The sequence below is a fragment of the Variovorax sp. Varisp85 genome, assembly GCF_047304045.1.
In the GTDB taxonomy this organism is placed as follows: Bacteria; Pseudomonadota; Gammaproteobacteria; order Burkholderiales; family Burkholderiaceae_C; genus Variovorax.
Window position 1 is genome coordinate 79,473 of sequence record NZ_JBGLYN010000017.1, and the last position, 12,008, is coordinate 91,480.

Here is a 12,008-nt window from a genome sequence, read left to right on the forward strand (position 1 = left end):
ATCATGCCGCACGCCGCAGCACCGCCCGGCGCCGGCCCGAGGCCGTGAGGCCGAACAGGTCCTTCGGGTCGTCGAGCTCGGGCACCAGCGCGATCTGCTGGCCGATGCCGCGCTCGGTGGCGAGGCGCTGTATGTAGCGAAGCGCCGTGTAGTCTTCCAGCGCGAAGCCGACCGAGTCGAACAGCGTGACCTGTGTGGGAGTTTCGCGGCCGGGCACTTCGCCGAGCAGCACGCGCCACAGCTCGTGCACCGGAAAGTCGGCCCCCACCTGCTGGATCTCGCCCTCCACGCGGGTCTGCGGCTCGTACTCGACGAACACGCGCGCCTTGTACAGCACGTCGGGGTGCAGCTCGGTCTTGCCGGGCGAATCGCCGCCCACCGCATTGATGTGCATGCCCGGCTCGATCATGTCGGGCGTGAGCACGGTCGCGCGCCCCTGGCAGGCGGTGACGGTGGTGACGATGTCGGCGCCGCGCACGGCATCCGCCACGGAGCCCGCGCGCACGATGTCCAGCGGCGTGCACGCCGACAGGTGCCGCACCAGCTTGTCGGTGGCGTGCGGATCGGTGTCGTACACGCGCACTTGCTCGATGCCCAGCAGCGCATGGAAGGCCAGCGCCTGGAACTCGCTCTGCGAGCCGTTGCCGATCAGCGCGAGGCTGCGCGAACCGGGCCGCGCCAATGCCTGGGCGGCCATGGCCGAGGTGGCGGCCGTGCGCAATGCGGTGGTGAGCGTGAGTTCGGAAAGCAGCACCGGGTAGCCCGTGTCGACTTCCGCCAGCACGCCGAAGGCCATGACGGTCGGCAGCCCGAGCTGGGTGTTGTTCGGATGCCCATTGACGTACTTGAAGGCATAGGCGCCGTCGTCGGCCACCGGCATGAGCTCGATCACGCCGAGGTGCGAATGGCTGGCCACGCGGGCCTTCTTGTCGAACTCGCGCCACCGCAGGAAATCGTCGCGCAACGCGTCGGCCAGGGCCGTGAGGAACTGCGGAACGCCGGTCTCGTCCACCAGGCGGACCAGGCTGTGAACATCGATGAAGCGGGTCATGGCATGGCTCCTTGCGTAGCCCTGCCGCGGCGCTTCATCCCCTCACATGTTTACTCCACCATGGCTGGTTCAGGATGCGCCTGCGCCAAGGGTTGAAGCCATTGTGCGCCTGCTTGCGCGACATTGCGAGCGACGTCAGTCGTACCTGCGCTGTTCTTCGATGCTGCGCTCCAGGAAGCGCCAGAGCCGCTCGTCCTCGCTGAAGGCCACGTTGAAGCGCAGCCAGCCGGTGGGATGCGGATTGACCAGGAACAGCTGGCCCGGGCCGAGCATGATTCCCTCGGCCGCGGCGCGCCGCGAGAGCTCGGAGCTGTCGGCGATGTCGGGGTGCCGGGCCCACAGGTACATGCCGGCCGCGGCCTCATGGAACAGCTCGAAGCCCAGCGCGTCCAGCCGCCTCGCGACGCTGCCCTGCGCCTGCGCGAGGCGGTCGCGCAGCGCCTTGAGATGCTTGCGCCAGCGGCCGTCGGTGACGGTGCCGAAGGCCAGGCGCTCGGTGATGTCGGAGGAGGTGAGGCCCGAGACCATCTTGAGCTGCGCCAGCTCATCGAGCAGCTCCGGCTGCGCGACCACGTAGCCCACGCGGATGTTCGGCGAGATGGTCTTCGAATAGCTGCCCACGTAGACCACGCGGCGCAGCTGCCCCAGGCTGGCGAGCGAGGGGCGCATCGACGCGTCCATCTCGGCGTAGATGTCGTTCTCGACCAGCGTGAAGTCGTGCGCCTGGGCCAGCTGCAGCAATTGCACCAGCTGCGGCAGCGAAGCCATCGAGCAGGTCGGGCTCTGCAGCCGGGGCTGGGTGAAGAAGGCCTTGGGCCGGTGCTGAGCGAGCAGCGCCTCGAGCGCGGGCATGTCGTAGCCCGAAGGGATGCGCGGCACGCCGATGATCTCCACGCCCAGGAAGCGCAGCATGAACATCAGGTTCGGATAGCCGGGGTCGTCCACCAGCACCGCATCGCCCGGCTTGAGCAGCCGGCGCGCGACCAGGTCAAGGGCCTGGCTGGAGCCCTGGGTCAGCAGGACCTGGGCGGCATCGACCACGATCTGCTGCTCCGACAGCGCCTCGGCCGTCGCCATGCGCAGCGCCATGTGGCCGAAGGGCAGGCCGTAGCCGCCGATGTCGGTACCTTCGGAGGCGAGGTGGCGCAGGCTGCGGCGCATGCCGTCCTCGAACAGCCAGTCGTGCGGCAGCCAGCCGCAGCCGGGCTTGAGCGGCAGGTTGCGGTTTTCGAAGATCTGCTGAAGGTACCAGCGGGCGTCGAAGCGGGGGTCCGGGCGGGGCGTGCTGGCCGCGCCGGCGGCGCTCTCGTCGCTGCGCCGCTTGACGAAGAAACCCGCGTTGGCGCGAGAGACCAGCAGGCCCTGGGCCACCAGCCGGTCATAGGCCTCGACCACCGTGAAAACACTGACGCCGTGCGCCGCGGCAAAGGCGCGGATCGACGGCAGCTTGCTGTCGGCCTTGAGCTTCTGGGAGCCGATCAGTCCGCGCAGCCCTTCCACGATCTGGCTTACCAGCGGCGTCGGCTGTTCGGGGCGAAGAATGAGCATCGGGGGGCGTCTCCGGCAGTCCGGGCTGCACCATATTGAGGAAAGTATGTACAGGATACAAGACCAGTACAGTCTTCCGGGCGATCACTTCCGGTGTACATGGCTGGATCGATTCGCGCGACCTAGAGTGCCGGCATTCCTCCTTCAAAGCACAGGTCGTACCATGCAACGCGAACCCAATCTCAGCAATGCCGCCCTCATGGCCCGCCGCAGCGCGGCCGTCGCCCGCGGTGTGGGCCAGGCCCATGAAATCTTCGTCGCCCGCGCCGCCAACGCTGAACTGTGGGACGTCGAGGGCCGCCGCTACATCGACTTCGCCGGCGGCATCGCGGTGCTCAACACCGGCCACTGCCACCCGGAGATCAGTGCCGCCGTGAAGGCGCAGGTCGATCTCTATTCGCACACCTGCTTCCAGGTGGTGGCCTACGAGCCCTATGTGGAGCTGGCCGAGCGCCTGAACGCACTGGCGCCGGGCGCGTTCGCGAAGAAGTCGATCTTCCTGAGCACCGGTGCCGAGGCGGTGGAGAACGCGGTCAAGATCGCCCGCGCCCACACCCGGCGCCCCGGCGTCATCGCATTCACGGGCGGCTACCACGGCCGCACGATGATGACGCTCGGCCTGACCGGCAAGGTCGCCCCCTACAAGATCGGCTTCGGCCCCTTCCCGGGCGAGGTGTTCCATGCGCTGTACCCGAACGCGCTGCACGGCGTGAGCGTGGACGACGCCCTGCACTCGGTCGAGCTGCTGTTCAAGAACGACATCGAGCCCGAGCGCGTGGCGGCCTTCATCCTGGAGCCGGTGCAGGGCGAGGGCGGCTTCTACGTGGCGCCCAACGACTTCGTCGAAGGCCTGCGCGCGCTGGCGGACCGCCACGGCATCCTCATCATTGCCGACGAGGTGCAGACCGGCGCGGGCCGCACCGGCACCTGGTTCGCCAGCGAGCAGTGGCCCGTGGCGCCCGACCTGATCACCACCGCCAAGTCGATGGCGGGCGGCTTCCCGATCTCCGGCGTGGTGGGCCGCGCCGAGGTGATGGACGCTCCCGCGCCTGGCGGCCTGGGCGGCACCTATGCCGGCAGCCCCATCGGCTGTGCCGCGGCACTCGCGGTGCTCAAGGTGTTCGACGACGAGCAACTGCTCGCGCGCAGCCGGGCGCTGGGCGAACGGCTCACGGCCGGCCTGCGCCGCATCGCGGCCGGCGAGCCGGCCATTGGTGACGTGCGCGGGCTCGGCGCCATGGTGGCCATCGAGCTGTTCGAGCAGGGCGATACCGCGCGGCCCGATGCCGCACTGACCCGCCAGGTGGTCGCGGAGGCGGCGCGGCGCGGGTTAATCCTGCTGTCATGCGGCACCTACGGCAATGTAATTCGTGTACTGGTGCCGCTCACGGCATCCGACTTGCTTGTGGACGAAGGCCTGGCGCTTCTCGCGGACAGCTTCGCCGCGCTGCGCTGATCGACCGATCCTTTCCCGGAATCCTCCATGACAGCAGAACCCTTGGTGCGCTTCCAGCGCGTCCAGAAGACCTACGACGGCGAACACCTGGTGGTGCGCCAGCTCGACCTGGACATCCACCGCGGCGAGTTCCTGAGCCTGCTCGGGCCTTCGGGGTCGGGCAAGACCACCACGCTGATGATGCTGGCGGGCTTCGAGTCGCCGACCTCGGGCGAGATCCTGCTCGACGGCAAGCCGATCACCCGCACGCCGCCGCACAAGCGCAACTTCGGCATGGTCTTCCAGAACTACGCGCTGTTTCCGCACCTGAGCGTGGGCCAGAACGTGGCCTACCCGCTCACCGTGCGCAAGGTTTCGAAAGACGAGCAGCAGCGCCGCGTGCAGCGCGCGCTCGACATGGTGCAGCTGCGCGGCATGACCGACCGCCTGCCCGGCCAGCTCTCGGGCGGCCAGCAGCAGCGCGTGGCGCTGGCGCGCGCGCTGGTGTTCGAGCCGCAGCTGGTGCTGATGGACGAGCCGCTCGGCGCGCTCGACAAGCAGCTGCGCGAGCACATGCAGCTCGAGCTCAAGGACCTGCACCGCCAGCTCGGCGTGACCTTCGTCTACGTGACGCACGACCAGGGCGAGGCGCTCACCATGAGCGACCGCGTGGCAGTGTTCAACGAAGGCGTGATCCAGCAGTTGGACACGGTCGACCGGCTCTACGAGACGCCATCCAACCGCTTCGTGGCCGGCTTCGTCGGCGACAGCACCGTGCTCAGGGGCCAGCTGGACCGCGGCGGCGAGCACGCCGAGATGAAGCTGCCCGACGGCCGCGTGCTGCGCGGGCTCAACGTCGGCGGCGCGGCCGCGGGTGCGGCCGTGGAGGCCTGCATCCGCCCCGAGCGCGTGGTGCTGCACCGCCGGCCGGAGACGCAGGGCACCAACATGCTCGCCGCCGAGGTGGCGCGCGTCATCTACTACGGCGACCATCTGCGGCTCTTGTGCAGCGTCGGCGGCGGCCAGACCGAAGCCACCGTGAAGCTGCCGCTGGACGGCCTCGACGGCGCCGCTGCGCCGCGGGCCGGCGAAGCGGTGGTGCTCGAATTCCCCACCGCGCACGCGCGCATCTATGCCCCCTGATCCCGGTCCGTTGTTGTTCCCTCGTTTCCTTTCATCACCCAGGAAGATTTCCATCATGAAAAAGACATTCCTCGCCTGCATCGTCGCCGCCAGCTTCGCGCTGCCGGCCCTCGCCCAGCAGCAGCTCACCGTGGTCAACTTCGGCGGCGCCAACGCCAATGCCCAGAAGAAGGCCTATTACGAGCCCTACGAGAAGACCGGCACCAAGATCATCCCGGTCGAATACAACGGCGAACAGGCCAAGATCAAGGCCATGGTCGAAACGAAGAAGGTCACCTGGGACGTGGTCGAAGTCGAATCGCCCGACGCGGTGCGCGGCTGCGACGAGGGCCTGTTCGAGAAGCTCGACTATTCGAAGATCGGCAGCAAGGCCGACTTCCTGCCGGCCGCGGTCACCGACTGCGGCGTGGGCCTGTTCGTGTGGTCGACCGTGATGGCCTACAACGGCGAGAAGCTCAAGACCGCGCCCACCAGCTGGGCCGACTTCTGGGACGTGAAGAAGATCCCCGGCAAGCGCGGCATGCGCAAGGGCGCGCGCTACAACCTCGAGTTCGCGCTCATGGCCGACGGCGTGAAGCCGGCCGACGTGTACAAGGTGCTCGCCACCAAGGAAGGCGCCGACCGCGCGTTCAAGAAGCTCACCGAGCTGAAGCCCAACATCCAGTGGTGGGAAGCCGGTGCGCAGCCGCCGCAGTTCCTGGTGGCCGGTGACGTGGTGCTGACCACGGTGTACAACGGCCGCATCGACGCGGCCAACCGCGAAGGCCGCGACCTCAAGATCTACTGGCCGGGCGGCATCTACGACCTCGACTACCTGGTGATCCCGAAGGGCGCCCCGAACAAGGAAGCCTCGCTGAAATACATCCAGTTCACGATGCAGCCGGCCAACCAGGCGGTCTATGCCCAGAGCATCGCCTACGGCCCCACCAACACCAAGGCGCTGGCCTCGCTCAGCCCCAAGGTGCTCGCCGACCTGCCGACCTCGGCGGCCAACGCCAAGGATGCACTGCAGTTCAGCGTCGGCTTCTGGGCCGACCAGGGCGAGGCGCTCGAGAAGCGCTTCGCGTCCTGGGCCACGCAGTAAACGAGCGGCGCGAAGAAGGCCATGCACGCGGCAACGTCTGTCCCCCAGGTTTCGATGCAGGCTCCGCCCGGCGAGCTTCGGCGTGCGCTGGGGCGCGCCGAAGCCCGCCGCAAATGGCGCGCCTTTGCGCTCACGGTGCCGCTGCTGGTGTTCCTGCTGCTGACCTTGCTGGTGCCCATCGTGGCGCTGCTGCAGCGCGCGGTCGAGAACCCCGAGGTGGCCAACGCGCTGCCGCGCACCGTGCGTGCGCTCGACGGCTGGAACCGCAAGGAGGCGCCCGCGCCAGCGGCCTTTGCGGCCATAGCAGCCGATCTCGCCCAGCTGCCCGACAGCTCCGACGCGGGCGCCCTGGCGCGCCGCCTCAACACCGAGATTGCAGGCGCCCGCTCGCTGGTGATGGGCACCTTCCGGGCGCTGCCGATCGCCGGCACGCCGGAAGAAGTCAAGGCGCGCATGCTGGAGCTCGACCCGCGCTGGGGCGAGGCGCCGTACTGGCAGGCGATCGCCAAGAACGGCTCGCGCTGGACGCCCGACTACCTGCTCGCCTCGGTCGACCTGCGGCGCGACGTGGCCGGCGAGATCGAGCGCATGCCCGCCGACCAGCGCGCCTTTGCCGGCATCCTGCTGCGCACCTTCCAGATCAGCGCCGTCGTCACCTTCTTCTGCCTGCTGCTGGCCTATCCGCTGGCGTGGTGGCTGTCGACGCTGCCGGCGCGCAAGGCCAACGTGCTGATGATCCTGGTGCTGGTGCCGTTCTGGACTTCCATCCTGGTGCGCGTGGCTGCCTGGATCGTGCTGCTGCAGTCCGAGGGGCTGGTCAACCGGGGCCTCATGGGCATCGGCCTGACCGACCATCCGCTGGCGCTGCTGTTCAACCGCACCGGCGTGATCATCGCGATGGTGCACATCCTGCTGCCCTTCATGATCCTGCCGCTCTACAGCGTCATGAAGAGCGTGCCGCCCACCTACCTGCGCGCAGCCGTCTCGCTGGGCAGCTCGCCGCTGGCGGCCTTCTTCCGCGTGTACGTGCCGCAGACCTATCCGGGCATCGGCGCCGGCGCGCTGCTGGTCTTCATCCTGGCGATCGGCTACTACGTGACGCCGGCGCTGCTCGGCGGCGCGGACGACCAGATGCTGAGCTACTACATCGCGCGCTACACCAACGTGGAAATCAACTGGGGCATGGCGTGCGCGCTGGGCGCCGTGCTGCTGGTGGCCACGCTGGTGCTCTATGCCGTCTACCGCCGCATCGGCAAGGCCGAGCTGAGCCTCGGATGAGCCGCACGAAAGACAGACGAACATGTTCAAGCTTCCCCAATTCCCGGCCTATGCCACCTTCGCCGACAAGCTCGGCTGGTGGCTGGTGCGCGCCGGCTGCGTCGCGGTGCTAGCCTTCCTGCTGGCGCCGATCCTGGTGGTGATTCCGCTGTCGTTCTCCGACAGTTCGTTCCTGGCCTACCCGATCCCGGGCTGGTCGCTGCGGTGGTATCGCAACCTCTTCGAATCGCCCGAGTGGGCGCGTGCGGCGCGCAACAGCTTCATCGTCGCGCCGGCCGCCACGGTGCTGGCCACCGTGCTGGGCACGCTGGCGGCGGTGGGGTTGTCGCGCACGAGCTTCGCCTTCAAGGGCCTGCTCATGAGCGTGCTGATTTCGCCGATGGTGGTGCCGATCGTGGTGGTGGGCGTCGCCACGTACCTCTACTTCGCGCCGCTCGGCCTGGCCGACACCTACCTTGGGCTGATCGTGGTGCATGCGGCGCTGGGCGCACCTTTCGTGCTGACCACGGTGCTCGCCACGCTGGCCGGCTTCAACCAGAACCTGGTGCGCGCATCGCTGAGCCTGGGCGAGACACCGTTCAGGACTTTCATGCGCGTCACGCTGCCGGTGATTGCGCCGGGCGTGATCTCGGGCGCACTGTTCGCCTTCGCCACCTCGTTCGACGAAGTGGTGGTCACGCTGTTCCTCGCGGGGCCCGACCAGGTCACGCTGCCGCGCCAGATGTTCACCGGCATCCGCGAGAACATCTCGCCCACCATCGCCGCCGTGGCGACGCTGCTGATCATCTTCACCACCACGCTGCTGCTCGCGCTCGAATGGCTGCGCGGCCGGCGGCGCTGAACCCGCTCCACACGATGCCGATCACCACGACACCGAACCAGCCGCTCGGCGGCAACACCATGCCGCGCTTCGCCGGCCCCGGCACGATGATGCGGCTGCCGGCCGCAACTTCGCCGGAGGGGCTGGACGCGGCGTTCATCGGCGTGCCGCTGGACATCGGCACTTCCAACCGTCCGGGTGCACGCTTCGGGCCGCGCCAGATCCGCGCCGAATCGGCGCTGCTGCGCCCCTACAACATGGCCACCGGCGCGGCGCCTTTCGACCGGCTGAACGTGGCCGACCTGGGCGACGTGCCGATCAACACCTATTCGCTCGAAAAGTCGATCGACATCATTTCGACCTTCTACGACTCGGTACTGGCCGCCGGCTGCGCGCCGCTGACGCTGGGCGGCGACCACACCATCGCACTGCCGATCCTGCGCGCGGTGGCGCGCAAGCACGGCCCGGTCGCGCTGGTGCACGTCGATGCGCATGCGGACGTGAACGACGACATGTTCGGCGAGCGCATCGCGCACGGCACGCCGTTCCGGCGCGCCGTCGAGGAGGGCCTGCTGGCCTGCGACAAGGTCTGGCAGATCGGCCTGCGCGGCACCGGCTATGCGGCGGACGATTTCGACTGGCCGCGCGAGCAAGGCTTCACGGTGGTGCAGGCGCACGAGGTCTGGTACCAGTCGCTCGCGCCGCTGATGGCGCAGGTGCGCGAGCGCATCGGGCCGACTCAGCCGGTCTATATCAGCTTCGACATCGACGGCATCGATCCTTCGTTTGCTGGCGGCACTGGCACTCCGGAGATCGGCGGGCTCACCGTGCCGCAGGCATTGGAGATCGTGCGCGGCTGCCGCGGGTTGAACGTGGTGGGCGCCGATCTGGTGGAGGTCAGTCCGCCCTACGACACGAGTGGAAACACTGCGCTGCTCGGGGCCAACCTCCTTTACGAAATGCTCTGCGTACTCCCCGGTGTACCTTTCCGCTGACACCGGCTACTCATTTCTCCCAGGACAACACGACACCATGGACACGAAGACTTCCCCTCTCTCGCTGCTGAACGACCCGACCCTGCTCAAGACCGATGCGCTGATCGCCGGCGAATGGACAAAGGGCGCCAGCCGCTTCGACGTGAACGACCCGGCCACCGGCCTGAAGCTCGTCGACGTGGCCAACCTCACGCGCGCGGACGCCGAGTTCGCCATTGCCGCTGCCGACAAGGCGCTCGCCGCCTGGCGCGGCAAGACCGGCAAGGAGCGCAGCATCGTGCTGCGCAAATGGTTCGACCTGCTGACCGCCAACACCGAAGACCTCGGCCGCCTCATGACCGCCGAGCAGGGCAAGCCCTTCGCCGAGGCCAAGGGCGAGGTCGCCTACGCCGCCAGCTTCGTCGAGTGGTTCGCCGAAGAGGCCAAGCGCGTGAACGGCGAGGTGCTGCCGCAGTTCGACAACAACCGCCGCCTGCTGGTGATGAAGCAGGCCATCGGCGTGTGCGCGGCCATCACGCCGTGGAATTTTCCGCTCGCGATGATCACCCGCAAGGTGGCACCAGCGCTGGCCGCAGGCTGCACGGTGGTCATCAAGCCGGCCGAACTCACGCCGCTCACCGCACTGGCTGCGGCCGAGCTGGCGATGCGCGCGGGCATTCCAGCGGGTGTGCTCAACGTGCTCACGGCCGACAGCGCCAACAGCATCGCGATCGGCAAGGCGCTGTGCGAGAGCGACGTCGTGCGCCACCTGAGCTTCACCGGTTCCACCGAAGTGGGCCGCATCCTGATGAGCCAGTGCGCGCCGACGGTCAAGAAGCTGTCGCTCGAACTCGGCGGCAACGCGCCCTTCCTGGTGTTCGACGATGCGGACGTGGACTCGGCAGTCGATGGCGCGATGGCCAGCAAGTACCGCAATGCCGGCCAGACCTGCGTTTGCGCGAACCGGCTGTATGTGCAGGACGGCATCTACGACGCCTTCGTCGAGAAGTTCGCGGCCAAGGTCAAGGCGCTCAAGGTCGGCAACGGCTTCGAGGACGGCGTGGTACAGGGTCCGCTGATCGAGGATGCGGCCCTCGACAAGGTGCAGCGCCACGTCGACGACGCCGTCGCCAAGGGCGGCAAGGTGCTCGCGGGCGGCCACCGGATGCAGGGCCAGTTCTTCGAGCCGACCGTGGTTGCCGAAGCCACCTCCGACATGCTGTGCGCGCGCGAAGAAACCTTCGGTCCCTTCGCACCCGTGTTCCGATTCAAGACCGAGCAGGACGGCATCGATGCGGCGAACAACACCGAGTTCGGCCTCGCGAGCTACTTCTACACCCGCGACGTGGGCCGGATCTTCCGCGTGGCGGAAGCGCTGGAATACGGCATGGTCGGCATCAACGCCGGCGTGATCGCCACCGAGCATGTGCCGTTCGGCGGCGTGAAGCAGTCGGGCCTGGGGCGCGAGGGCTCGCACCACGGCATGGACGACTACGTGGAGATCAAGTACCTCTGCCTGGGCGATATCCAGAAATAAGAAGCAAGGAAGGGCGGGGTCGGCCCCCCCTGCCCGCTATCGCGCCAGCACCGGCGCCAGGGCCACCCCGGTGTGCGTGCCAAGCCGCACCACCTCTTCGGGCGGCGCCGCCGCGACGATGCGCCCGCCCGCGTTGCCGCCTTCGGGCCCGAGGTCAAGGATCCAGTCGGCCTCGGCGATCAGGTCGAGGTCGTGCTCGATCACCACCACGCTGTGGCCGCCGTTCACCAGCCGGTGCAGCACGTGGATCAGCTTCTCGACGTCGGCCATGTGCAGGCCCACGGTCGGCTCGTCGAGCACGTACAGCGTGTGCGGCGCCTTCTGGCCGCGGCGGGTGACGTCGTCGCGCACCTTGCTGAGCTCGGTCACCAGCTTGATGCGCTGCGCCTCGCCGCCCGAAAGCGTGGGCGAAGGCTGCCCCAGCGTGAGGTAGCCGAGCCCCACGTCCTTCAGAAGCTGCAGCGGGTGGCTGATGTTGGGCATGGCCGCGAAGAACTCGACCGCCTCGTCCACCTCCATCTGCAGCACCTCGCCGATGCTCTTGCCGCGCCAGCTCACGGCCAGTGTCTCGGGGTTGAAGCGCGCGCCGTGGCACACCTCGCAGGGCACCTTCACGTCGGGCAGGAAGCTCATCTCGATGGTGCGCACGCCCGCGCCCTCGCAGCCGGGGCAGCGGCCTTCGCCGGTGTTGAAGCTGAAGCGTGCCGGGCCGTAGCCGCGCGCCTTGGCTTCGAGCGTGTCGGCGAACAGCTTGCGGATGGTGTCCCAGAAGCCGATGTAGGTGGCCGGGCAGCTGCGCGGCGTCTTGCCGATGGGGGTCTGGTCGACCTCGAGCACGCGGTCGATGGACTCGTAGCCCTCGACGCGGTCGCAGCCGGACCAGGCCGGGCGCTTGCCCGCGGCATCGGCGTCGCGGCCGGCCTTGGTCATGCGCTGGACCACGATGGCATGCACGCTGGCCAGCAGCACGTCGCGCGCCAGCGTCGACTTGCCCGAGCCGCTCACGCCGGTGACCACCACGAGGCGGTGCAGTGGCAGCGTGGCCGTCACGTCCTGCAGGTTGTGCAGGTCGGCGCCGTGCACGGTGAGCCATGCATTGGCATTGGCTCCCTCCCCTCCCGGGGGAGGGTTGGGGTGG

Annotated in this window: 9 protein-coding genes and 1 pseudogene; 7 read left to right on the plus strand and 3 right to left on the minus strand. The window is 68.4% G+C overall.

The features are described from left to right. Position 1 precedes the first annotated feature (1 nt). Positions 2-1,051: an ornithine cyclodeaminase gene (locus tag ACCC97_RS09705; RefSeq protein WP_007827902.1), complete on the minus strand. Its 1,050-nt coding sequence runs from the start codon at positions 1,049-1,051 to the stop codon at positions 2-4. A gap of 135 nt (positions 1,052-1,186) precedes the next feature. Then, entirely contained in the window at positions 1,187-2,599 is a 1,413-nt protein-coding gene (locus ACCC97_RS09710; RefSeq protein WP_007827899.1) for a PLP-dependent aminotransferase family protein, read from the minus strand. Positions 2,600-2,762: 163 nt separating this feature from the next. On the opposite strand from ACCC97_RS09710, the gene gabT reads away from it, so the two are divergent. Genes gabT through ACCC97_RS09745 form a run of 7 tightly spaced genes read left to right on the plus strand, consistent with a single transcriptional unit; the run spans position 2,763 to position 10,870 of the window. Then, positions 2,763-4,055, plus strand: coding sequence for a 4-aminobutyrate--2-oxoglutarate transaminase (gabT, locus tag ACCC97_RS09715; RefSeq protein WP_007827897.1), 1,293 nt, complete (start codon positions 2,763-2,765; stop codon positions 4,053-4,055). 27 nt (positions 4,056-4,082) lie between these two features. Further along, positions 4,083-5,177, plus strand: coding sequence for an ABC transporter ATP-binding protein (locus tag ACCC97_RS09720; protein WP_007827894.1), 1,095 nt, complete (start codon positions 4,083-4,085; stop codon positions 5,175-5,177). A 55-nt stretch (positions 5,178-5,232) separates the two neighbouring features. After that, positions 5,233-6,261, plus strand: coding sequence for an ABC transporter substrate-binding protein (locus ACCC97_RS09725; protein ID WP_007827892.1), 1,029 nt, complete (start codon positions 5,233-5,235; stop codon positions 6,259-6,261). Between the two features lie 54 nt (positions 6,262-6,315). Continuing rightward, the gene (locus ACCC97_RS09730; RefSeq protein WP_413332513.1) at positions 6,316-7,539 is read left to right on the plus strand and encodes an ABC transporter permease; all 1,224 of its coding nucleotides are present in this window, start codon (positions 6,316-6,318) and stop codon (positions 7,537-7,539) included. Between the two features lie 22 nt (positions 7,540-7,561). Next, on the plus strand, positions 7,562-8,380 hold the full coding sequence (locus ACCC97_RS09735) for an ABC transporter permease (protein WP_007827888.1): 819 nt from the start codon (positions 7,562-7,564) through the stop codon (positions 8,378-8,380). 14 nt (positions 8,381-8,394) lie between these two features. Then, entirely contained in the window at positions 8,395-9,354 is a 960-nt protein-coding gene (speB, locus tag ACCC97_RS09740; RefSeq protein WP_413332516.1) for an agmatinase, read from the plus strand. Positions 9,355-9,391: 37 nt separating this feature from the next. Next, positions 9,392-10,870 carry an NAD-dependent succinate-semialdehyde dehydrogenase gene (locus tag ACCC97_RS09745; protein WP_413332518.1) on the plus strand — a complete coding sequence of 493 codons (1,479 nt, stop codon included), beginning with the start codon at positions 9,392-9,394 and terminating at the stop codon, positions 10,868-10,870. Between the two features lie 36 nt (positions 10,871-10,906). Here the strand turns inward: ACCC97_RS09745 and ACCC97_RS09750 are convergent. Next, a pseudogene (locus tag ACCC97_RS09750) lies at positions 10,907-12,008 on the minus strand (excinuclease ABC subunit A); the annotation flags it as partial.

Coding starts and splice junctions, on each gene's coding strand:
- ACCC97_RS09705 (WP_007827902.1), bottom strand. CDS start 1,051: ATGACCCGCTTCATCGATGTTCACAGCCTGGTCCGCCTGGTGGACGAG.
- gabT (WP_007827897.1), top strand. CDS start 2,763: ATGCAACGCGAACCCAATCTCAGCAATGCCGCCCTCATGGCCCGCCGC.
- ACCC97_RS09730 (WP_413332513.1), top strand. CDS start 6,316: ATGCAGGCTCCGCCCGGCGAGCTTCGGCGTGCGCTGGGGCGCGCCGAA.
- ACCC97_RS09720 (WP_007827894.1), top strand. CDS start 4,083: ATGACAGCAGAACCCTTGGTGCGCTTCCAGCGCGTCCAGAAGACCTAC.
- ACCC97_RS09745 (WP_413332518.1), top strand. CDS start 9,392: ATGGACACGAAGACTTCCCCTCTCTCGCTGCTGAACGACCCGACCCTG.
- ACCC97_RS09725 (WP_007827892.1), top strand. CDS start 5,233: ATGAAAAAGACATTCCTCGCCTGCATCGTCGCCGCCAGCTTCGCGCTG.
- speB (WP_413332516.1), top strand. CDS start 8,395: ATGCCGATCACCACGACACCGAACCAGCCGCTCGGCGGCAACACCATG.
- ACCC97_RS09735 (WP_007827888.1), top strand. CDS start 7,562: ATGTTCAAGCTTCCCCAATTCCCGGCCTATGCCACCTTCGCCGACAAG.
- ACCC97_RS09710 (WP_007827899.1), bottom strand. CDS start 2,599: ATGCTCATTCTTCGCCCCGAACAGCCGACGCCGCTGGTAAGCCAGATC.